Source organism: Dyadobacter sp. CY351, from assembly GCF_021502625.1.
Taxonomy (GTDB): domain Bacteria; phylum Bacteroidota; class Bacteroidia; order Cytophagales; family Spirosomataceae; genus Dyadobacter; species Dyadobacter chenhuakuii.
Genome location: NZ_JAKFFU010000007.1, coordinates 1 through 21,250, shown reverse-complemented (window position 1 = coordinate 21,250; position 21,250 = coordinate 1). Strand labels below are relative to the sequence as shown.

Annotated in this window: 22 protein-coding genes; 6 read left to right on the top strand and 16 right to left on the bottom strand. The window is 45.0% G+C overall.

The annotated features are described in order from the left end of the window. The first annotated feature begins 176 nt into the window (after positions 1–176). Complete coding sequence (locus tag L0660_RS14360; protein WP_235160097.1) at positions 177–599, top strand: response regulator; 423 nt, start codon at positions 177–179, stop codon at positions 597–599. Between the two features lie 266 nt (positions 600–865). Here the strand turns inward: L0660_RS14360 and L0660_RS14355 are convergent, their stop codons facing one another. The 6 genes from L0660_RS14355 to L0660_RS14330 all read right to left on the bottom strand — a co-directional run bounded on the left by L0660_RS14355 (position 866) and on the right by L0660_RS14330 (position 6,992). Further along, entirely contained in the window at positions 866–1,768 is a 903-nt protein-coding gene (locus tag L0660_RS14355; protein WP_233797586.1) for a manganese catalase family protein, read from the bottom strand. Between the two features lie 341 nt (positions 1,769–2,109). Continuing rightward, positions 2,110–3,144, bottom strand: a complete 1,035-nt coding sequence (locus tag L0660_RS14350) for a fatty acid desaturase (protein ID WP_235160096.1) — start codon at positions 3,142–3,144, stop codon at positions 2,110–2,112. 84 nt (positions 3,145–3,228) lie between these two features. Next, positions 3,229–3,705, bottom strand: coding sequence for a hypothetical protein (locus L0660_RS14345; RefSeq protein WP_235160095.1), 477 nt, complete (start codon positions 3,703–3,705; stop codon positions 3,229–3,231). Positions 3,706–3,753: 48 nt separating this feature from the next. Next, positions 3,754–4,185: a response regulator gene (locus L0660_RS14340; protein ID WP_233796357.1), complete on the bottom strand. Its 432-nt coding sequence runs from the start codon at positions 4,183–4,185 to the stop codon at positions 3,754–3,756. A gap of 744 nt (positions 4,186–4,929) precedes the next feature. Then, positions 4,930–6,144, bottom strand: coding sequence for an MFS transporter (locus L0660_RS14335; protein ID WP_235160094.1), 1,215 nt, complete (start codon positions 6,142–6,144; stop codon positions 4,930–4,932). A gap of 2 nt (positions 6,145–6,146) precedes the next feature. Then, entirely contained in the window at positions 6,147–6,992 is an 846-nt protein-coding gene (locus L0660_RS14330; protein WP_235160093.1) for an SDR family oxidoreductase, read from the bottom strand. A 255-nt stretch (positions 6,993–7,247) separates the two neighbouring features. On the opposite strand from L0660_RS14330, the gene L0660_RS14325 reads away from it, so the two are divergent. Then, a complete protein-coding gene (locus L0660_RS14325) occupies positions 7,248–7,703 on the top strand; it encodes a nuclear transport factor 2 family protein (RefSeq protein WP_235160092.1) in 456 nt (151 codons plus the stop codon). A gap of 78 nt (positions 7,704–7,781) precedes the next feature. Here L0660_RS14325 and L0660_RS14320 read toward each other — a convergent pair whose 3' ends face one another. Genes L0660_RS14320 through L0660_RS14310 form a run of 3 tightly spaced genes read right to left on the bottom strand, consistent with a single transcriptional unit; the run spans position 7,782 to position 10,595 of the window. Beyond that, positions 7,782–8,837 carry an NAD(P)-dependent alcohol dehydrogenase gene (locus tag L0660_RS14320; RefSeq protein ID WP_310589634.1) on the bottom strand — a complete coding sequence of 352 codons (1,056 nt, stop codon included), beginning with the start codon at positions 8,835–8,837 and terminating at the stop codon, positions 7,782–7,784. Between the two features lie 34 nt (positions 8,838–8,871). Continuing rightward, positions 8,872–9,447, bottom strand: coding sequence for an NAD(P)H-binding protein (locus L0660_RS14315; protein ID WP_235160091.1), 576 nt, complete (start codon positions 9,445–9,447; stop codon positions 8,872–8,874). Positions 9,448–9,494: 47 nt separating this feature from the next. Beyond that, positions 9,495–10,595, bottom strand: a complete 1,101-nt coding sequence (locus L0660_RS14310) for an aldo/keto reductase (RefSeq protein ID WP_235160090.1) — start codon at positions 10,593–10,595, stop codon at positions 9,495–9,497. 161 nt (positions 10,596–10,756) lie between these two features. On the opposite strand from L0660_RS14310, the gene L0660_RS14305 reads away from it, so the two are divergent. Together L0660_RS14305 and L0660_RS14300 are read left to right on the top strand one after the other, a co-directional pair. Further along, positions 10,757–11,653 carry an AraC family transcriptional regulator gene (locus L0660_RS14305; protein ID WP_235160089.1) on the top strand — a complete coding sequence of 299 codons (897 nt, stop codon included), beginning with the start codon at positions 10,757–10,759 and terminating at the stop codon, positions 11,651–11,653. A gap of 27 nt (positions 11,654–11,680) precedes the next feature. Further along, positions 11,681–12,304, top strand: a complete 624-nt coding sequence (locus tag L0660_RS14300; RefSeq protein WP_235160088.1) for a flavodoxin — start codon at positions 11,681–11,683, stop codon at positions 12,302–12,304. An 89-nt stretch (positions 12,305–12,393) separates the two neighbouring features. On the opposite strand, the gene L0660_RS14295 is transcribed toward L0660_RS14300, so the two are convergent. The 7 genes from L0660_RS14295 to L0660_RS14265 form a co-directional block, all read right to left on the bottom strand. After that, complete coding sequence (locus L0660_RS14295; RefSeq protein ID WP_235160087.1) at positions 12,394–13,239, bottom strand: aldo/keto reductase; 846 nt, start codon at positions 13,237–13,239, stop codon at positions 12,394–12,396. 55 nt (positions 13,240–13,294) lie between these two features. After that, positions 13,295–14,002, bottom strand: coding sequence for an NAD(P)H-binding protein (locus L0660_RS14290; protein WP_235160086.1), 708 nt, complete (start codon positions 14,000–14,002; stop codon positions 13,295–13,297). Positions 14,003–14,027: 25 nt separating this feature from the next. Continuing rightward, complete coding sequence (locus L0660_RS14285) at positions 14,028–15,014, bottom strand: aldo/keto reductase (RefSeq protein ID WP_235160085.1); 987 nt, start codon at positions 15,012–15,014, stop codon at positions 14,028–14,030. Between the two features lie 46 nt (positions 15,015–15,060). Then, complete coding sequence (locus L0660_RS14280; protein ID WP_235160084.1) at positions 15,061–16,035, bottom strand: aldo/keto reductase; 975 nt, start codon at positions 16,033–16,035, stop codon at positions 15,061–15,063. Between the two features lie 256 nt (positions 16,036–16,291). Next, on the bottom strand, positions 16,292–18,547 hold the full coding sequence (locus L0660_RS14275) for a xanthine dehydrogenase family protein molybdopterin-binding subunit (protein WP_235160083.1): 2,256 nt from the start codon (positions 18,545–18,547) through the stop codon (positions 16,292–16,294). An 18-nt stretch (positions 18,548–18,565) separates the two neighbouring features. Next, positions 18,566–19,183, bottom strand: coding sequence for a hypothetical protein (locus L0660_RS14270; RefSeq protein WP_235160082.1), 618 nt, complete (start codon positions 19,181–19,183; stop codon positions 18,566–18,568). Between the two features lie 49 nt (positions 19,184–19,232). Beyond that, positions 19,233–19,712: a (2Fe-2S)-binding protein gene (locus L0660_RS14265; protein WP_255712343.1), complete on the bottom strand. Its 480-nt coding sequence runs from the start codon at positions 19,710–19,712 to the stop codon at positions 19,233–19,235. Positions 19,713–20,075: 363 nt separating this feature from the next. On the opposite strand from L0660_RS14265, the gene L0660_RS14260 reads away from it, so the two are divergent. Together L0660_RS14260 and L0660_RS14255 are read left to right on the top strand one after the other, a co-directional pair. Further along, entirely contained in the window at positions 20,076–20,405 is a 330-nt protein-coding gene (locus L0660_RS14260; protein WP_235160081.1) for a hypothetical protein, read from the top strand. Then, on the top strand, positions 20,303–20,605 hold the full coding sequence (locus tag L0660_RS14255) for a cupin domain-containing protein (RefSeq protein WP_310589635.1): 303 nt from the start codon (positions 20,303–20,305) through the stop codon (positions 20,603–20,605). The genes L0660_RS14260 and L0660_RS14255 overlap by 103 nt, the downstream gene beginning before the upstream one ends. The last annotated feature ends 645 nt before the right edge of the window (positions 20,606–21,250 follow it).

The window sequence follows — 21,250 nt, the reverse complement described above, 5'->3', positions numbered from 1 at the left end:
GTTGCTTAATTTAAAGAAAGTTATTGAGGGTAGCACAGTATTTAACATTAAAGGAATCAAGCGGTGACTTACCACTCGCCTATTTAAATGTTACTTTTTGTGAGTGTGATCTAAAAATGACAAGCTGCGTATATATGTTTGCATCTACTTTAAGCCTTAATTTCTGATACTACCCAATGGATAAAAATGGCCCAATTATCATCATAGAAGATGATGCAGATGACCAGTATGTATTAGAAGAAGTTTTCAATGAGCTCGGGTACCCTAACCAAAGGATATATTTTTCAGATGGCCAGTCCGCATTGGATTACCTTTATTCAAGCCAAGAGCGACCTTTCATTATTATTTCAGATATCAACCTACCACAGCTAAATGGACTGGAGCTTAGAAGAAAGCTGCAGACCGATGCAGAACTTAGCCTTAAATGCATTCCCTACGTTTACTTTACCACTGCGATTAACCAGCAGGTAGTTATCGACGCATATAGCACATCTGCACAAGGCTTTTTTGTTAAGCCCGGTAAATTTGGTGAAATTAAAGAAACAATTAAAGTGATGATCGACTACTGGAAAAGGTGTGCAGCCCCAAATAACTTCTGATTGCAATACCCAAAAAACTTGGCTTTGTCTATCCAGCAAGTCTTTTGTAAAATAACCCGCTTAAGCAATTTACAACAATACCGGTAGCGCACGTCTTGATGACTTGGCCGTCTTAAAAATCGAAGTTTTAACAAAGTACACTTAGACTTCTTTATAAATATTCATTAGTAAAAGAGCTTTGTATATTTTATAAAAAATAACGAGGTTACTTTTTGCAACCTCGTTATAACTAGACCCCTTTTATTTATTCTCGGATCTGGCACCATTTAGATTTTTATACCTAGCTTTTTGGCGATATCGGCAAACATTTCAGGATCAATGCCGTCTTCACCAGGTGAATTAAGTTGTGGCTCCTCCTCTAGGTCTGGCATTGGGTATCCTTCGGGGGAACCAAAAATCACCTCTAATGGCTGACCATCTTCCGGATGCGGCCCGTTAAAAATTAAGCCAGCAGTCTGATAGTCTTCTTTGCTAAACGTATATAGTTTGCGGTGTACACCATTCTCTTCGTATTTCCTAGTTTCCTTAAATGCCTTGTTGCTTAAATCGGGAACAGGAACAAGTTTCGTTACTGCTACACCCGTAAGCACTTCCAGTGCCCTGGCATATGCCACTACGTGTAGCCCGCCACGAACCAGTAAGAAACCGACCATTTCTCGTGCCGTAGGATCGGTGACCATTTCGTAAACGCGCATTTTGTTGGCACGGGCACCACATTCCAGGAAGAAATTGTGAAGTAAATCCAGCTTAAGGTTACCACTACTAAACACATTTTGTCCGGTCCACCAGTCACCCATAGAGTCCATCGGCAGCGACGCTTGTCCGCTGGATAAGAAATGGCGGGAAATGCGCGCATTGACGCTCTCATTCAATGGGCCAGGCTCAGGGTCAAAACCTCTTTTGGTTGTTCCCGTCAGAAGCAGATTGATTGCATAGGAAACGACTTCAATGTGGCTATACTCTTCACCTGCAATACTGGCTGTAACGTCGTAAAAAGGCTTTAAACGTTTCTTTCCCCTGAAATTGAACGACTGAAAAGTGTAGTTCATCAAAGTAGACATTTCTCCAAACTTGCCTCCTAGCAATTCCTGAAGAGCGGCGGCATCATTGGGTGATGGATTGTTGGGTGTTGGCAGCTCGATGGGCAACCTGTCCATTTTTAAAATCATAAACAGCGGAATTTAGTGTACGATAAGTTTTTGAAAGTCAACGCCATACATAAAAACCGTGCCTATTCTGGATTACCTAACACTTATACGTATCCTAAGTATTCTGGAAAGATAAAATATGTATAAATTTAAAATTTTTGACTTCCCCGATATCGGCAATCGCTTCCCCGATATTGAAAAATCAATTATTGATGTGATACTAAGAATAGATTTGCTGATTCACATTAACAAACGTTGTTTGAAATGTCAACTGTAGTCTTACTGCTCTAATCCTACCATAAATTCAGTTGAACTGAGCTCAGATGTATATAAGCAACGCATTAAATGCTATGCGGAGCAAGTTAAACCTTTTGATTTTGCAAATATGGCGTATGGTATCGCTTTAAAAAATCCTGCTTTGAATCCTTGTAGCTGGTAACTGCGCCAATCATATACATAAATTTGATATAGTACCATGCTAAGTCAACCTGGTAAGGCTTAAAACCGCTACGTGCACTCTTGGGGTACAAATGGTGGTTATTATGCCATTCGCCTGCAACGATACCGGGCCAAACCTGGTTTATAGATTGATCTTTTGTGTTAAAGTCTACGCCGATAACTTGCAGATTCTTGCCTTTACCATGCCCTTCATAGTTAAACGTACGTACGCCAACGGCCCAAAAGCCGGCAGCACCAAAAAGGCAACAAGCCAGTGCATGCCCCCCAACAGCATAGAATAAAAAGTACCAAAACGACCAGTTTAGCAGCCAGGCAAAAAGTGCCTGACCTAGGGGAACGTAAGAGCCCCATTTTTGATATTGCTTGTAGGAATTGCCTTCAACGCCTGTATGTTTCATAAGCAGCCTTACACGGTTGTAATCCGCTTCACTCAGCTCTTTTGCAATGGGCTGATGGTTGACATCGGCCAGAAAGCAGTAAAGGAAACCAGCCCGTGCATTATAGGGATCGCCTGGCTGGTCAGATTTGGCATGATGGACATGATGGGAAATTGCATAGATCTCTTCTGGAATCATGCTGACAGTCAGATTTTGCGTGACAATCCGCCAGAATTTGTTGCGGAATTTATATGCGCCATGGGTACAATACCGGTGATGCCAAATCGTGCCGTGCGTGCCCATAATAATCATGCTATATACAAAGGCTGCGGCAAATAAGGGTAAGCTGATAAACTTAAAAAGAAATAGCATCAGTAATGGTATTGTGCACAGCACCTTGACCCAGCTCATTAAGGGAAGCCAGTTCCTGCGGTCTGCAAAGACATTCAACCTGGTAAAAAATTCCGTTAAAATCTGTCCTGCCTTTGGTTTGATCAGCTCACCTGCCTGATCAGACCACCCATATGATGGGGTTTGTAATACTCTATCAATAAATGCCATAAAGTTTTTTGATGTCCAATATTTCTGCGAAGCGGTGCCCTAGCAATTATCGATCCATCCGTGAGCATTTACTTTCTCTGAAAACTACAAAAGCATTGATCGCTTCCCATAAATGACAAGTGTATTAGGCGGTATGGTAAGCCGGACCGATTTTCCATTCCTATCCTCTATATTTAATTCCGCTGGGATTTGTCCAGGTCCTAAAAAGCGGTACAGTTTTTCATCTTGGGCATACATGGCTTGATCTATTGTCACATACAATGCGGCTTGCTTACGCTGGTCCAAATTTATCGCACATAAGACTTCGCGATCATCTAATATTTGCGACCAGGCCAGAACGTATGGAAGATTGTCTGTGTGGGGTCTTTGTAAAGTAAATTCCCTTCCGTCCTCAGAGGTGGGCCGCCAGTGATGTGACCCTTCTTTAAGAGCTGGTTGCGATTCAATAAGCGACTGCAGTTTAGCCATTGCCAACGGGTTTTTTTGATAAACTTTCAAAAATTCTCGTATTGTCAACTTGATATCGGCCTGCGGCCATGTTGAATTGGTTGTTTTGTCCATTTGTAAGAGTAAACAGCTGGTGTAAGAATGATCCAACATCAATTGTAATTAGCTCGTTAAGAGCAAATTCTGTATTTGACTGGTAAGCTGTTGTATCGACCCTGTCTTTTCGATAAACTGGTCCACCCCAATTCGGGATAGCTTGCTGCGGTATTCCGTCGGGATAGAAGAAGAATATGCCACAAGCCACGGCCCATCGAACTGTTTTAACTTTTGCAACTCTTCCAAACACTCGTCACCATCTATCCTGGGCAGCCTCAGATCGATGAAGACATATCCGGGAGGTGTTGACGTGTTTATTGAAAAATGTGCTATTGCAGATTCACAGTCTAAAAAAAACAGGCATTGCAATGGTTCATTAAGCTCGTTGATGGCCATTTTAAATATTTCATGATCGTCGGTATCATCGTCGATCATCACTAAAAGTTGCTTATTGCCCATATATTCAGATTGGTAAAAAAACGGGCCTTTTAAATCCATACCTGTTAATGGTCAGCTAATCCATGACTTTGATCTTGTAAAGCCGATACAGCATTTTTGTCAGCTGATCAATTTGAAGCTGACATTTCAACCTATTTCCATTAAGGATTTGTTCATAGGCTTCTAACTCTTCAATACTTCTAAATTCAAGTTTATCCAAATTAGGTTTATCAAATCCGGGTATGTTTGGTCCCATTCTATTAAGAATAATTCAAAGCCGGAGCCAAGTAAAAAATTATTCCTGATAGTGGAAACCACTGTAATCAGGGTAACCTGGAAGCTTCCAGGGAACTATCACCAGATCTCAGATGAAACAATCAACCCCTTCAACCAGATACCATTCTTTCAACAATGAGAGATTATCCTTAGTACAAGACCGAATTTTGGCCCTGCATATTAGGAATAGCGACAATTTCGAACGATTGGTTGTTTTGCAAGAAAAGAATATCCGGATTGTGGAGCGGATTAAGGAAGTTGCACGGATTTTAGATCAATTATCAGTAAAGCTAAATGGGAAAGATTACAGTTAAACGTGTCACATATTTCATTGATTAAACTAATAAGGGCTCTCACAGCTTGCAAATACTATATCAACAGTCAAGGAGAATAGTTCGTTTAAACCACCGATTTTTTATGCACCTTATAGTGATTACATACCGGGGATACAGCTTCTACAATGGAAGAACTATGAGACGATGAATGATCCCGTGGCGGATTGGCTTTCAAATAAGCTCATTTATTTATTCAATACATCTTTCTATTAAATAATGCGTAAAGGCCGATTGAAGCTGAAATCACTAAACACCCGATGCCAGCAATGAGGATAAATTTGAAATCAATAAAGTCAGCAAGGTAACCCCACCCCCCAGCCATAACCGCCCCACCTGCAGCCAGCGCTATGGAAATGATGGAAAAAATACGAGCATAATCTTTGCTGCCAAAAACTGAACGGACTAGCAGAGCTGTTTCCACAGTTACACCCGCATATGCCCAGCCAAACAGGAAAGCGCCAACAAGCATGAATGCGATGTTACTTTGCCCCGTTAGCAAGAAGACTAATCCTAAAATTCCAAGTCCTGTAGAAGTTAAAACACCCCTCAGAGGGCTTATGTCATTTATCCAACCTAGTGCTACCTTTCCAATGGTGACGCCCAACATGACCAAGGAAGCTACCAGGGCCGACTGCTGAACCGAATATCCGGAGCTAGTAATGTAAGTGGGCAGGAACAAATTCAATGTTGAGACTGAAATCATAAAAAAAGCAAACACAAGCAGCAAATAGAAAACGGGGCTCTTGGTAGCCTGCTGAAAGGTGACTCCCATAGGCATTCCGCTGTTTTGTTGGTGATCACTTCCAAAAGGAGCTAAACCAATGTCCTGGGGATGGCTGCGAAGCAATAATGCAAGCAGTGGGGTTACTATTAATAAAATGGCAATCCCAAAGATCAGGTAGGTATTTCTCCAACCGTATTCCGCGATTAAACGACCAGCGAGTGGATTGAATAATACCCCACCCACACCCGAGGCAGCACTACACAGGCCGATGAAAAAACCGACCCTAACTTTAAACCATCGATTGATTAAAACGGGATAGCTCAGATATAAAAGAAAAGCAAGTGCCACACCGATCAACGTCCCCGCAGCATAAAACTGCCACACTGCCTGGAATGTTGACATACTGATATATACGAGTCCTAAAATCCCGGAACTGATCGTGAGTAGCCACCTTGCGCTGAATTTTTCCATCATCTTCCCCGCAAGAGAGAGCATCAAAAAGGATAAAGCATAAATGAAAGTCATGTAAAGTCCGAAATCCCCGACTGAAACGCCAAGGTCGGAGCTTACAGGTTTGTAGAAAACACCCGCACAGCTCATGACCAGTCCAATGTCAATGCCCATAATCAGGCAGCAGCAGACTACGATTACGTAGCCGTAGTGAAATTTTGGTTTACCAGGCATGTTTAATTGTTTTCAGGTTGTAGGGGGCCGTAGAAGAACGATGCGGTGGCACCGCCATCAATGAGAAAGTCGGCACCAGTTATAAATGCACCTTTTTCTGACATCAGTAACTCGGCCACGTTGGCAACTTCATCAGCAATGCCTGGGCGACCGGCTGGCGATTTGGCGAACATATTTTTGTAAAAATCGCCTCTCGGACCATTAAACTCGTCCAGGGCCAGCGGTGTGACAATAATTCCTGGCGAAATTGAATTAATCCGGGCACCTCGCTCGCCCCACTTGACAGCTTCGGCCATCACGCGTTTGGCGTTGCAGCGCTTGGCCATCTGATAGGCATGAAGCGTATCTTTGATGTTTTCAGGTTTGAGCATTTCGAGCTCTAACAATTCGTCGGCAGGAGTTAATGCTAATAATCTATCTTCTTGTGGGGTAAGTGCTGGCATTCTGTGGCCGGATTGACTGGAGATTGTGACGCCCGAGCCACCTTTTTTGATCACTTTGCCAAACTCTTCGAGTAATACGGAAGTTCCGTACAAGTCTACTTCAAGAATGTGCTCCTTTGTAGACTGGCTAGGCGATAATCCCGCCGCATTGATCAGCATAGCGATTTCCCCTTCTTTGCTTGCCGCTTCAATTAATTCGAGAATGGATTCTTTGGAAGAGATATCTACTTTGAAAGCAACCGCATCAAAGCCAGCTTCATTCAATGTTTTTACAACCGCCTGGGCATTCTCTAATTTCCAGTCGGCTACAAGAATTCTCTTTCCATAAGCCATTCTTCTGGCGATCGCCATTCCAATCTGGCCGGCACCAGTAAGTACTATAATATCTTTTGTTGTGCTCATCATTTTATGTTTTAAGCTTATCATGTTTTTGCTGACAATTCAGCAAATATCCTGGAACAAATTTCGAGGCATTCCTTAACGAAATGGTTATACTGATTACGGTTTGAATTACCATTATTACCTGTGAGATTTATGGGGTTCTGCCAGATTATCAGATTGTTGTCGGGGGTACGAGATACCGGCAGAATACCAGTAAAAATGGTAGCGATTCAAGTAATCAGTATAAGCTACGCGATGTAAAAAGGGGACTTTTGTTTTATGAAACACATCCTTTTAATAGCATTCATACTAGGCAGCTCAATTCAGGTGCCAGCTCAAAACAAAAAACCAGCAATGCTGCAAAATACAATAAACGAAGAAGGGGCGGTCCTTGCCACAGTGAGGCAATTAGGCCAGCTTATGGTAGCAAGGGATACGGCATCAATGAATAATATTTTGGACGAGCATTATACGCTGACCCACATGACAGGCTACGTGCAACCGAAATTAGAATGGTTTGGCGAAGTACAAAAAGAGACTATGAAGTATTATTCTGCCAAAGAGGTTGACCATCAGATAACGTTAAATGGTAATAATGCCGACGTAACCGTAAAGAACATGGTTGACGCCCGTATATGGGGCAGCAGGAATACATGGCGTTTGCAGCAGCAAATGAAGCTGGAAAAACGTAATGGCAAGTGGATTATTTTACAATCGATTGCTTCCACTTTCTGACATATTAGAATAATCGTTTTGTATTTTTTTAAAGCGGGGAACATTTTGGTTCTTCCCCGCTTTGATTTGTTGGGTCCGCTATTGGGTCAAAGATGCCATATCAATCACAAATCGGTATTTCACATCACCCTTTTCAAGACGCTCGAACGCTGTGTTTACGTCCTGAATATTAATAATTTCTCTATCAGCAGTGATGTTGTGCTCAAAGCAGAAATCAAGCATTTCCTGTGTTTCGGCAATGCCCCCAATATTGGATCCGGCGAAGCTCTTTCTTCCCATCACTACATTAAATGCACCGATTTCAAGCGGTTGTGGGGGAAGGCCGACTAGCACGACTGTTCCATCATGGCGAAGAAGACCAAGGTATGTGTTCACATCATGTTTAGCTGAAACAGTATCAATGATGAAATGCAGCTTATTTGTGTAGGCCGCCATCGCATCGGCATCGCTCGATAACACAGCGAAGTCAGCGCCCAGACGTTTGGCATCTTCCACTTTACTCTCTGATGTGGTAAAAACAACCACTTCGGCACCCATTGCTTTTGCAATTTTGATAGCCACGTGGCCCAAACCACCAATGCCCAACACGCCTACCTTTTTGCCTGGCCCGGCACCCCAGTGTTTCAGCGGCGAGTAGACAGTAATTCCCGCGCAGAGCAGCGGGGCCGCAGCTGCTAAATTTTCGAACGCAGGCATTTTCAGCACATATCTCTCGTTGCAAACGTAGCTCTTAGAAAAACCACCGAACGTGTGCCCGCCTGAAACTTTGTCGGGACTGTTGAAAGAGAATGTTACACCCTGTTGGCAAAACTGCTCAATGCCTTCATTACAATACTCGCAATGGTCGCAGCTGTCAACGATACAACCAATACCAGCCAGGTCGCCCACTTTGAAGTTTTTGACATGATCACCGACTGCCGTTATTCTACCCAATATTTCATGACCTGGTACGATGGGCGGGGGATACTGTCCAAAGTCGGCTTTTACCTGGTGCAGATCGGAGTGGCAAATGCCACAAAATAATATTTCCATTTGAACGTCGTGGGCTTGAAGCGCTCTACGCTTAATGGTTAGCTCGTGTAGTGGAGTCGAAGGATCTTCTGTTCCGTATGCTTTTACTTGTTGCATGATCATATTAGTTTAAGTTTTGATTAACAAGCCAGAAATGCTACTCCGGCTTGCTGATTCCAAGGTTTTCGTTTTGATGCAAATCGGGGTTCTCCACAATTTTCGCAACAAATGCAGCAATACTTTTTCGGGAAATAGCGGTGCCTGATTCAGGCTCGCCTTTTTGGGTTAGCCTGTAGTCGACCTCATTATCGCTGGTAAACCAATCGGGTCTAAGGATCGTGTAGGTCAACCCGGAGTTTTCGACTATATCTGCCAACTTTCTATAAGGTGTCAGGACCGGACGTAAAGGCGTTTGGTAAATTCCAATAGAGCTGATTGCAATAATGCGCTCTACATAGGTGTCCTGCATTGCTTTCACAATATTGGCCCCCAAGGTTTCCAGATCACCCGCCAGGTTCACATATACAATATCTTGTCCGCTGATTGCCTGGCGTACGCTGTGGAAATCTATCGCATCGCCTTCAATAACGGTGGTTCCTTGCTCGGCACCCTGGTGCAATCTGCGGCGGTTTCTAACAAATAATGTTAGTCGGGTCTCATCGAGCGCTTTAACAGCATCGATTACAAATCGGGCAAGGCTTCCGCTCGCACCGATTATAAGTACTTTCTTCATTCCCATTTGTTTAAAGCTTCCTTCTGCATAATATGCAAAGTGTATTCCTATTTATTTACCCGCTCGGCGGACTGGCCGCTGTAACGGTCGCCTACGATCGTGATCTTGTCCAGATCCGCAGTTAATTCACCAAGCTCGTCAGGCGTGAACTGGTAATCCATTGCCCAAAGATTTTCCTGCAAATGCGCGAGCTTGGTCGTTCCGGGAATGGGCACGATCCAAGGTTTCTGCGCCAGCAGCCATGCTAATGCGACTTGGGCAGCGGAAAGTCCCCGCTGGTCGCCGAAAGTTTTGAGTGTATCAATCATCACCCAGTTGGCATTAATCGCATCGGCCTGATAGCGGGGCAGCGATGGACGGTTGTCATTGGCTGGATTGTATTTGGTATTCTGGGTAATGTACCCGGAAAGAAAACCACGGCTTAACGGGCTGTAAGGAACAAATCCAATCCCGAGCTCCTGGCAGGTTTTGATCACATCTTGCTCTGGCTGGCGGGTCATTAGAGAATATTCGCTTTGCAGCGCGGTGAGCGGCTGCACGGCGTGTGCTTTTCGGATGGATTCGGAGCTTGCTTCACTCATCCCAAAATGCTTAACCTTTCCTTCTTTGATCATGTCTTTAACTGTTCCGGCCACATCTTCAACCGGCACATTCGGGTCTACCCGGTGTTGATAAAGAAGGTCTATGTAATCTGTTTTCAGTCGTTTTAGAGATTGTTCGACCACGGCACGAACATGCTTTGGGTCGCTATTGGTGCCGGCCAGCTTTCCATCCTGAATGTTGAAACCGAACTTGGTGCACAGCACAATGTCCTTGCGTTTCGCACCTAGCGCCTCGCCCACCAACTCTTCATTCCGGTAAGGTCCGTAAGCTTCTGCGGTGTCGAAAAAAGTAACGCCCATATCCAGTCCTTTATGAATAAGGGAAACCATGTATTTTTTGTCGGGAATAAAGCTGCGGTGATAGCTCATGCCCATGCAACCCAGCCCGATCGAAGAAACCTCGATTTTATTCTTTCCACTGCCAAGCGTCCTTGTTTTAAGTTTGGCGGCCGGTTTGGCCGGTTGTGCATTTGACTGTATGGACGGCACGAAAAGCCCAGCACCCAGCGCCGTCGTAGCTTTGATAAAATTTCTCCTGCTTTCCATTTGTTCGTTGCTATGAATTGATAATGCAAATTTCACTCGCTCCGGCTAGTCAAGTAGGATACAGATTACGGTTTTAGCTACCATTATTACCGATTCGCATGCCTGGACTTTTTGATAGCAAGCCTACTGCGTAACTTTAAGTCAGTAAACAATAAAAGATTATGGAAGAGATTGTTAAGCTTGATAGTGTTGCTGCCTACAATAACATGCGTGGAGTAAAAACGCAGCATCCGCTGGTAACCCTGCTGGACTTGTCCAAAGCAGAGCCCATGCCAGCAAAGACCTTCAATTTTGGGCTTTATGCGGTGTATTTGAAGGAGCTGGATTGTGGAGAATTGAAATATGGCCGCAGCCACTATGATTATCAGGAAGGTACGCTTGTATTTATCGCGCCAGGTCAGGTGATGGGCGTGCTGCCTGGTGTCAAAACTTTTGAGCCGAAGGGCTGGGCACTATTGTTCCATCCCGACCTTATTAAGGGAACACCGCTGGGAAGGCAAATTCAGGATTACTCGTTCTTTTCCTACGACGTCAATGAAGCCCTACACGTTTCAGACAAGGAAAGACAGATTATTCTAGACCTTTTCGGAAAAATCCAGCATGAACTCGACCAATCTATCGACAAACATAGCCGCAAATTGATCTCGTCTAATATTGAATTGCTGTTGGATTATTGCACCCGCTTTTATGATCGGCAGTTTATCACACGTGATCATTCAAACAACAGCATCATCGAGCGCTTCGAAGGTGTATTGAATGGCTATTATTCCTCAGAAAAGCCTTACGAAAACGGGCTTCCATCCGTAGCCTGGTGTGCGGCCGAGCTCAATCTTTCGGCAAACTATTTCGGTGATGTTATTAAAAAAGAAACCGGCAAAACGGCCCAGGAGTACATTCAGGCCAAAGTAATTGATATTGCCAAAGAACGGATTTTTGATCTGGAAAAATCTGTGGCTCAGGTGGCTTATGATCTGGGGTTTAAGTATCCGCAGCATTTCACGCGGCTTTTTAAACAGCGTGTGGGCTGTACGCCTAATGAGTACCGGGTGCTGAATTAAACGAAAGAAGTGTGAGCTGACAATTGTATGAAAAGTAGTTTCTTAATGTCGATCGTTTTGCTGCTCGCGGTGCTTTCATGTTCGACCAGCGGACAGCCGGACGTTACCCAAGCGCCGACAATGAATGTATCTGCGGACCGGATCCTGATCGTGTACCTTTCCCGTACAAAAAACACAAAGGCAGTCGCTGAGATCATCCAGCAAAAGGTGGGCGGAAAACTGGTTACATTGGAATTACAAAACCCGTATCCAGCCGATTACAGGACTACGGTCGATCAGGTTGCCCGGGAAAATGCGTCAGGCTTTTTGCCGCCACTGGCGACCAGGATCGATTCAATCGAGAAATATGAAATGATTTTCCTGGGCTTTCCTACGTGGGGAATGCAGCTGCCGCCGCCAATTAGGAGCTTTCTGGCCCAGTATAACCTTAAAGGAAAAACGATCGCCCCCTTCAATACCAATGCCGGCTATGGTATCGGTACCAGTTTCGATCAGGTCAAGAGCCTTGCAGCTGAAAGCAATGTGCTTGATGGTTTCTCTACGCAGGGTGGTATCGAGCGGGATGGCGTCTTGTTTGTAATGCAGGGTGACAAGCAAGTGCAGGTTGATGGACAGGTTGCACGATGGCTGCAGGGCTTAAAGCTGCCCTGATACGTTTAATGAATAATATGTACAGTAATGCAAACAGCCCGTAAGCCAAATGCTTACGGGCTGTTTTTGGTTTTCAGGCGATAATTCTCTTACCTAATCATTGTCGAAAACCATTTGATGATTGATGGATCACGGTGGCTGAAAAACAGACTTTCATTTGTGTCCATTGTTGCAATTGCATGCATATCTTCTGCGGTCAGTTCAATGTCAAAAACTTCGAAGTTTTCCTTCATTCTTTCGCGGCGGACCGATTTAGGTATCACCACGATGCCGCGTTGAATGAGCCAGCACAAAACAACCTGGGCAACTGACTTATTATATTTTGCCCCAATCGAAGAAAGCAGTTCATTGGTGAACATTTCATTACACCCTTCCGCAAATGAAGCCCAGGATTCCAGCTGTACACCATTCTCCTTTGAAAATGCAAGATCCTGTTCCCGCTGGTAAAAAGGATGTGTTTCGACCTGGTTGACTGCCGGGACTATCTTGTTGTTGACGATCAAATCCATCACACGGTCATCAAAGAAATTACTTACGCCGATCGCCCTGACTTTTCCAGTCTCATACAGCTCTTCCATTGCCCGCCATGAGCCATGCACATCGCCATAGGGCTGATGAATCAGGTACAGATCCAAATAGTCGAGTTGTAGTTTGTTTAATGAGGTCTGGAATGCTGCTTTGGTTTTTTGGTAACCATTGTCTGAAATCCACAATTTCGTAGTCACAAAAAGCTCTTCCCGGTTCACGCCGCTATCCTTAATAGCTATTCCCACTGCTTCTTCATTTTGATAACCAGCAGCGGTGTCGATCGAGCGGTAGCCAAGTTCCAGAGCATCGGTAACTACTTTTTGACACTCTGAATGGTTAGGAATTTGATAAACACCCAAACCTAATATTGGCATTTCTACGCCGTTGTTTAATGTTACTGTTTTCATATGGTTTTGTTTTATCTGTCAATTTAGCAATCATACACGATTGCCATTCTTTACCCTACCTAGGCTTGCTAATCCCAAGATTTTCGTTTAAATGTTTTTCTGGATTTGTAACTAACCAGGCAATGAAGGCAGCAATGCTTCTTCTGGAAATTGCTGTACCTATCTCAGGTTGACCCTTTTTCGTCAGGACATAATCTATTTCATTCCCATTTGTAAACCAATTTGGGCGTAGAATGGTGTATGTCAGGCCCGAGCCTTCCAGGACATCGGCCAACTTCCGGTACGGTACCAGAACTGGTTTCAGGGGCGTCTGATAGATACCTATTGAACTGATAGCAATAACCCGTTTTACGCCTGTCTCTTTCATACCATTTACAATGTTTTTTGTCATTGCTTCCAGCTCGCCAGCCAGGTTAATATACACTACATCCTGACCAGCAATGGCGGCTTTAAGCTTGGGGTAATCAAAAACATCCGCTTCCACGATTGTGCATCCGGACGTATTATTATTGATCTTGCTTTTGTCGCGTGCCAGTAGCGTTAGATGCAGATCGCTTCGCTTTTGCAGCGTATCAATCACAAACCTGGCAAGGCTTCCGCTAGCCCCAATGACAAGAACTTTCGTCCTGACCTTTGAATTGGTTTGGCTTACTGACTGATCGTGCCGGCCGGCTGAACTGGCAAAGGATAACAGTGACAAGAAGATAAAGCCCAAACTAAGAATGGGCTTTATCAGAGATTGAATTTTAAGGAATATTATCATTTGGATTTGAGCCGTCGGAAGAATATTAGAGCCCGGTCGTTTTCTCAATGCTTTCGACATAACGACCACCTGTTACCTGTAATCTGTTTGCTTCCCCGGTGATGGCCTTCACTTCTTCCTGCGTAAGTTCTACACTGGCAGCGCCAATGTTTTCTTCCAACCGGTGCAATTTCGTCGTGCCTGGGATTGGAGAAATCCACGGTTTCTGGGCTATCAGCCAAGCCAATGCAATTTGAGCTGGTGTGGCGCTTTTTGTAGATGCAAAATCTTTGAGCAGGTCAACAAAAGCCAGGTTTGCTTTTCTTGCTTCCGGGCTAAAACGAGGAGAGTTCTGACGAAAATCATTGGCTGCAATCTCTGTCTTTTCGTCAAACGCGCCGGTCAAAAAGCCTTTGCCCAGCGGGCTATAAGGCACCAGGCCAATACCCAATTCTTCCAGTAGCGGAATAATTTCGTCTTCCGGTTTGCGGAACCAGAGTGAATATTCATTCTGCAGAGCACAAACGGGTTGCACGGCATGCGCCTTTCGGATTGTGTCGGCACCTGCTTCGGAGAGTCCAAAGTATTTTACCTTCCCTTCGCCAATCAATTCTTTCACAGTTCCTGCGACATCTTCGATAGGAACATTTGGGTCAACACGGTGCTGATACAAAAGATCAATGTAATCAGTATTCAACCGTTTAAGGCTCCCTTCGACCGCCTTTCTGATCTGCTCGGGGTGGCTGTTGGTGCCTGCCATTTTGCCGTCCTGAATGTTGAAGCCAAATTTTGTCGCGATCACCACCTGCTCACGCATTGGAGCGAATGCTTCGCCAACGATTTCTTCATTGGTATATGGACCATACACTTCGGCGGTATCAAAAAAGGTGATTCCTTTTTCTACGGCTGCCCGTAACAAGGAGATGGAATCTTCTTTACTGATGCTGTGACCATATGAGAAATTCAGACCCATACAACCAAATCCTATCTCGGATACTTCTAATCCGTTGCTTCCTAACTTCCTGGTTTTCATGTTGATTTTTAAGTTTAATGATAAGAATTGATGAAATTAATTACTGCTATTCTGACAAGTTTAGTAGGTCCTTATTGAGTCTTTCACCTTGAATTTTGATCTGTGAAAGCCCGTTTTCGATTTCCCGCAAATCTTCTGCGGTAAGCGACACTTCTGCGGATTTAATGTTGTCGTCAATGTAGGCGATCTTATCCATTCCAGGAATGGGTACAATAAAGGGCTTCTGAGCTAGTAACCAGGCAAGTGCGATCTGAACAGTAGATGCGCCTTTCCGTGCGGCAATCTCGGCCAGCATCGTCACTAATGGCATATTAGCCTTCATGGCTTCTTTTGTAAACCTGGGAAATGACGCCCGAAGGTCTGTTGCAGCATCGAATGTTGCGTCCGGCGATATTGTGCCCGTTAAAAATCCGGTTCCTAGCGGCCCCCATGGCACAAAACCAATGCCAAGTTCTTCACATGTTGGAATTACCGCAGCTTCCGGTTCCCGCGTCCAGGCTGAATATTGATTTTGTACAGCAGTGACAGATTGAACCAAGTGGGCTCTTCTGATCGTATCAGCACCCGCTTCTGAAAGCCCGAAATACTTCACCTTACCTTCGGCAATCAAGTCGCGCACCGTGCCTGCCACATCCTCGATGGGTACATTGGGATCAACCCTGTGCTGGTAAAGTAAATCGATATAGTCTGTTTGGAGCCTCTTTAATGAAGCTTCAACCACCTTGCGGATGTGAGTAGGCTGACTATTGATACCTGTGTCGGAAATCATTCCAAATTTGGTAGCGATGATTACTTCTTTACGAAAAGGCTTTAATGCTTCACCGACTAACTCTTCATTGGTTAAGGGCCCGTAAGCTTCGGCAGTATCGAAAAAAGTAATGCCTTTTTCGTAACCCGCCCGTATCACTTTAACGCCTTCGCTGACCGCTACTGCATGACCAGTGCCGAAGCTTAAATTCATGCATCCCATGCCGATAGCAGAAACTTCCAGTCCACTACTACCTAATATTCGCGTTTCCATATGATGATTGTCTTTTGTTTGAGCCTTTTAAATTTCAATTTGATGACACAAATTTCAGGCTTATCCCGCAGATGGGACTTACACAGATTACGGGTATGTCTACCAATATTACTGGGCAAATAATTTCAAAAAACGGTGAGATGTAATCCAAAGTAAAAGCGCGACGTACATAATTATACGATCGCGCTTTATGGGTAAACTAAAATTCTACTTTTACACTTGCCAAACTAGACGCCAACTTTTGATTCCTTTCCGGTCAAATAACCTTTTCCGTTTCATCCTTAAAAGGCTGGTTATAGTAACGTTTGCCTTTCATCTTGTATAACGCATTGGCTACTGCCCCAAAAACCGGTGGAAACGGAGGTTCCCCCAGCCCGGTTGGGTCTAGGTCGTTTTGGACAAAATGAACGTCAATGCTTTTGGGAACTTCGTTAATCCGGATCATCCGGTAATTATGAAAATTGCTTTGCTGGGCGGCACCTTCTTTATGAGTTAGCTGACCGTAAAATGCATTTCCGATCCCATCAACAACCGCCCCTTGGACCATATTGGTGGCAGCATCCGGATTTATAACAATGCCGCAATCCATCGCACTAAATACCCGCTCCACATAAGGTTGGCCGTCGCGCGTTACCATATCCACCACATGCGCTGCATAGGAATTGTGGCAGAAATAAGCAGCCACACCACGGTTATACTTTTCATTACCAGGCTTGCCCCAGTTTGATTTGTCATGCACCAGGTTCAGCACCCCCGCGTAGCGGTCTGCATCATATTCATTGTTTTTGCCTACGGGCTTTTCCTTTGCCCTTTTCAAAAGTTCCAGTCTGAATGCGATTGGATCTTTGCCAGCTGCTTCTGCCACTTCATCCAAAAACGACTGCTCGGCAGCTGCGTTGAAATTGGAACGCGGAGCACGGAAAGCGCCGATGGTAATGTTAGACGCAATCTGCCAGCCTTCTGCCAGATAATTGTCAACAGCCCCGGCCGGAAAACGGTTTGCATGTATCGGATGCTCGGGAATGCCGCCTCCTTTTACATGAAATGCAATCAGGTTTTTATTGGCATCCAAAGCCGCGCGGTAAGTAGCGGTGTACATAGGGCGGTAAATGCCATAAGTCATATCGTCTTCGCGGGTATACATCAGCTTCACCGGCGCTTTAACTTTTCTTGAAATCAGCGCTGCTTCGTAAAGATAATGTCCATAAGCCCTGCGACCGAAACCGCCGCCCATGCGCGTCATTTGTATTTCGATTTTGTCGGCAGGAAGGTTCAATAGCTTAGCCAGGGTTGGCTCCGTCCAGCCAGGAGCCTGTAATGGCCCGACCAAAAGGGCTTTTTCATCGGTCACATGGGCAAAGAAATTCATCGGTTCCATGGTATTATGCGCCAGGAACGGCCCATTGTATGTCCGCTCGATCACCTGGGCAGCATTCTTAAATGCGGCTTCCGGATCGCCGTCCCTTCTCAATTCTTGTGCCGGTCGGGCTGCGTATTCCTGCATTTGCTGCATTTGTGTGGTTGTACTTTCCAGCGCACCAGGGACTGTGATTTCTCTTTTCTTACCGTCCCTTCCTGCCATCATTTCTTTCCGATCACCTGCGGCTTCCCAGTTAGCAGTGAGCTTCTTACGCGCACTGATCACTTCCCAGGTGCTATTACCAACTATCACCAGCAGATCATTGAACGTGCGCGTATCAAAACCGCCTTGTTCAAAATCATCCCCATATAATTTTAGGGTGAAGACATCTTTAATGCCAGGCATCTTCAATGCTTCGGCGGCATCGAAAGATTTGAGTTTCATCCCGAAAGCGGGCGGGTGCTGGATCATGGCAATGAGCATGCCGTCCACACTATAATCCAACCCGAAAAGCGGCTTGCCTGATGTAATTTTCTGTATTTCTACATTCTTTTTAGATTTCCTGACGATCGTGAAGTCCTTCGGCTCCTTCAATTTTAGATCTTTCGGCACCGGCACGCTGGCAGCTTTGCTGGCCATATCGCCATACTTGGCTGATTTGCCGCTTGAATGCGACAAGATTCCTGCCTTGGTCGTCACTTCGCTAGCCGCTACATTCCAGGTTTGGGCGGCAGCTTCACGCAGCATTTGTCTGGCTGCGGCCCCGGCTTCGCGAAGCGGTTTCCAGTACATGCGAACGGAATTGCTTCCGCCTGTAAACTGCGCCCCGAGTTTGGCCGGATCGTGTGGCCCCATTTCGACGCTCACATTTTTCCAATCAACATCCAGTTCTTCGGCCAGCATCATCGGCAATGAAGTCATTACATTCTGTCCAAATTCAGGGTTGGGACAAATCAGTTTTACCTTATTATCAGGCAGGATATGTATGTAACCATTCAATGTCGCCCACTGCTCAGGCAAGTTCAGCACTTCGCTTTTATCAGCAGATTTGAAGCTGGATAACCAGCTAACGGTCAGCATCAGCCCACCACCGGACATGAGTGAAGCCTTCAAAAATGAGCGCCTGTCCAGGCCTGTTTTATCTTGGTTCATGATGATTTCGGTTTAAGGTTATTTTTTGGGAGCAAAAGCGCCACTTTGTAGCCAAGTGATCCAGGCTTTTTTAAATTCTGCGTGCGTTACCGGCGGTAATGTTCTGCCTTCCCCAGGATTCCAGCCTGCCAGCACAAGTCCGTCATCTGCATGCTCGATCAGCTTTTTCATATCCTTGTTGCCATTTTGCTTTTTATCAACCAGCTGTTTGGCCAGCTCATGCGCACTTTTTCCTTGAAAAACCATTTTCATGGCAGCAGGTGGTAAGTGCCAATCTGGGTTTCCGGGAGGCATATGCAGGCCTGCGATGTTGCTTTCCTGGTGGCAATTGGAACATTTCATGGCATAAACGCCTTTCCCATCCAGGCCGCGTTTGGGTCCCATGGCATGCAAATGGCTGTCGTCACCTTGCAGGGGCACGTCGCCCGCCGGGTGGCAGTTCATGCAGCGCGGGCTCATCAGCGTTTTATAAACGATCTCAAAAGCCTGTACAGACGCCACGCTATCACGATTAACAATATTGAATGTAATCTCCTTTGCCGGCACATCCTTTCTGAATGCGGATGTTCCGACGGCGATGATAAAAATGGAGAAAGACACCATTGCAGCGGCCTTTTTCGAAACAAATTGCTTCATCCTATTTTCTGGTTTTTGCTTCATAAAGTGAATTTGAAAATGGATGATATTACCCTTTCGTACTGGTTTTCTTCTGCAACTCGGCAGCTGTATAGATCGCCTCACGAATGCGCAGGTATGTGCCGCAGCGGCAAATGTTACCAGCCATCGCATCGTCAATATCCTGGTCGGTGGGCTCTGGCTTTTCGCGCAGCAGCACAGCAGCTGACATGATCTGCCCCGAATGGCAGTAACCGCATTGCGGCACGTCAATTTCCTGCCAAGCTTTTTGGACAGGGTGTGAATTTGTTTCTGACAAACCTTCGATCGTCACTACCTTTTTTCCTGCCGCGCGGCTCACTCTGGTCACACATGAACGGACTGCTTCTCCATCCAAATGCACCACGCAAGCACCGCACTGCGCTACGCCACATCCATACTTCGTCCCTTTCAGGCCAGCCAGATCGCGGATCGCCCACAAAAGCGGCATTTGCGGATCAGCTTCCAGCGGGTAATCCTTTTTGTTAATGTTTAATGTGATTTTCGCCATGGTGAATAGTGTTTACATTGATGGTGAGTTGATGTTACTATATTTATTCGCTTTCGAATTGGTGACCCTCTGTTGGCATTTCCACAGGTTATTTGAATCGTAAATTTCGGCGTTGCTTTGGGAGAAAATGGTATACAGATTACCTTTTTGTCTACCAATATTACTGATTTGCCCTTCCATATTTTTTAGGGGGTAGTCAAATCAGTAGCTTCGGGTTAACAAAATTCTTAGACTAGGGAAGACATCACTTGTTTCGAGACTGTAAATTAATACACTGAATTTGATCAGTGGGAAACGTTGCACCCGCTCGCAAATATGATTGATTGTCAACTGCAAGTCAAAGAAGGAGATAACCCAAATTAAATGAACTTCCAAGGGAAAATTCGGCGATCACGTGGACTGGTACGTTTGCAGTTAGCATTGCTGCTGGTGCTTGCTCATATTTCTGTAAACGCCCAGGTAAAAAACACAGAATCACAAAGTAGTAGCTCGATCTTTCCCAAAGGACAGCTGGCCCCAGCTAGCAATTTTACTGGAAAAGCATGGGTTCACCCCTTGATTTCAGCGGATAGTGTCTTCAACATCCCCGTATCATCCGTCACCTTCGAGCCAGGCGCCAGAACATTCTGGCATCGGCGGTCCGATGGCATTCACATGGAGGTGTTCAGGGCATTATTGCCATTGATGGTGTAGGCTATTATCAGGAAAAAGGTAAGCTGATCCAGATACTTCGAAAAGGGGATGCGGTGAAATGTCCGCCTGACACGCCGCATTGGCACGGCGCTTCTCCCAAAACCGGCTTTGTTCAAATGGCTGTCACGCCTAATCATGCTAACGGAAGGGTCCAGTGGCTACAACCCGTAACAGCTGCTGAATACACGAAAACAAAGTGATTTGGCTTTGACCGTCAAAAGTTGGCACATCCATGCCCAAGGATTAAAACTTACACATACTTTAAAAAGCCTGGCCAGTATTTGGCCAGGCTTTTTTTATAAACCCAACTATCTCAGTGTTTAGTGAGACTGGCAGCCCTTGGATATTTGTTTTGAGCGAGTAGTTATCGGTTAAAAATGATATTGCAAGCTTCAAGTGAGACGGCTATGCTGCGATTCGAAGGTTGAATTACGAATTAAGGTGTACTCCTGCTGTTTAGCGAACTGAAATATACGGTCTATCAGCTTGAAAGCTAAGATTCAGGTTATCGTCCAAATTACGCTTTAACGACCGAATTTTTTCACCTAGAATTGCATAGATATAATTTATAACTCAATATATATTGCGAGAATACAAGGCACCTTGTCAATTTGCCACATTCCATTAAACGTAGAATGGCAAATTGTCTATGGATAAGAAGTTTGAAGATTTACGCTTATTATTTTAGAAACGTGAAGGTGCTTGGGTTGCAAATACCTGTACGCTTCCCTAAAAACAGAGTGGTGATGAATTAGACAAATTTTCTAATTTTAATCTGCTATGAAACGGAACACATTCACAGAAACTCAGATCGTCAAAATCCTAAAAGAATTGGATTCTGGCAA

Bases quoted from the DNA above. Each gene is read 5' to 3' on its own strand.
- L0660_RS14360 (WP_235160097.1), top strand. From the start codon at position 177: ATGGATAAAAATGGCCCAATTATCATCATAGAAGATGATGCAGATGAC.
- L0660_RS14355 (WP_233797586.1), bottom strand. From the start codon at position 1,768: ATGATTTTAAAAATGGACAGGTTGCCCATCGAGCTGCCAACACCCAAC.
- L0660_RS14350 (WP_235160096.1), bottom strand. From the start codon at position 3,144: ATGGCATTTATTGATAGAGTATTACAAACCCCATCATATGGGTGGTCT.
- L0660_RS14345 (WP_235160095.1), bottom strand. From the start codon at position 3,705: ATGGACAAAACAACCAATTCAACATGGCCGCAGGCCGATATCAAGTTG.
- L0660_RS14340 (WP_233796357.1), bottom strand. From the start codon at position 4,185: ATGGATTTAAAAGGCCCGTTTTTTTACCAATCTGAATATATGGGCAAT.
- L0660_RS14335 (WP_235160094.1), bottom strand. From the start codon at position 6,144: ATGCCTGGTAAACCAAAATTTCACTACGGCTACGTAATCGTAGTCTGC.
- L0660_RS14330 (WP_235160093.1), bottom strand. From the start codon at position 6,992: ATGATGAGCACAACAAAAGATATTATAGTACTTACTGGTGCCGGCCAG.
- L0660_RS14325 (WP_235160092.1), top strand. From the start codon at position 7,248: ATGAAACACATCCTTTTAATAGCATTCATACTAGGCAGCTCAATTCAG.
- L0660_RS14320 (WP_310589634.1), bottom strand. From the start codon at position 8,837: ATGATCATGCAACAAGTAAAAGCATACGGAACAGAAGATCCTTCGACT.
- L0660_RS14315 (WP_235160091.1), bottom strand. From the start codon at position 9,447: ATGAAGAAAGTACTTATAATCGGTGCGAGCGGAAGCCTTGCCCGATTT.
- L0660_RS14310 (WP_235160090.1), bottom strand. From the start codon at position 10,595: ATGGAAAGCAGGAGAAATTTTATCAAAGCTACGACGGCGCTGGGTGCT.
- L0660_RS14305 (WP_235160089.1), top strand. From the start codon at position 10,757: ATGGAAGAGATTGTTAAGCTTGATAGTGTTGCTGCCTACAATAACATG.
- L0660_RS14300 (WP_235160088.1), top strand. From the start codon at position 11,681: ATGAAAAGTAGTTTCTTAATGTCGATCGTTTTGCTGCTCGCGGTGCTT.
- L0660_RS14295 (WP_235160087.1), bottom strand. From the start codon at position 13,239: ATGAAAACAGTAACATTAAACAACGGCGTAGAAATGCCAATATTAGGT.
- L0660_RS14290 (WP_235160086.1), bottom strand. From the start codon at position 14,002: ATGATAATATTCCTTAAAATTCAATCTCTGATAAAGCCCATTCTTAGT.
- L0660_RS14285 (WP_235160085.1), bottom strand. From the start codon at position 15,014: ATGAAAACCAGGAAGTTAGGAAGCAACGGATTAGAAGTATCCGAGATA.
- L0660_RS14280 (WP_235160084.1), bottom strand. From the start codon at position 16,035: ATGGAAACGCGAATATTAGGTAGTAGTGGACTGGAAGTTTCTGCTATC.
- L0660_RS14275 (WP_235160083.1), bottom strand. From the start codon at position 18,547: ATGAACCAAGATAAAACAGGCCTGGACAGGCGCTCATTTTTGAAGGCT.
- L0660_RS14270 (WP_235160082.1), bottom strand. From the start codon at position 19,183: ATGAAGCAATTTGTTTCGAAAAAGGCCGCTGCAATGGTGTCTTTCTCC.
- L0660_RS14265 (WP_255712343.1), bottom strand. From the start codon at position 19,712: ATGGCGAAAATCACATTAAACATTAACAAAAAGGATTACCCGCTGGAA.
- L0660_RS14260 (WP_235160081.1), top strand. From the start codon at position 20,076: ATGAACTTCCAAGGGAAAATTCGGCGATCACGTGGACTGGTACGTTTG.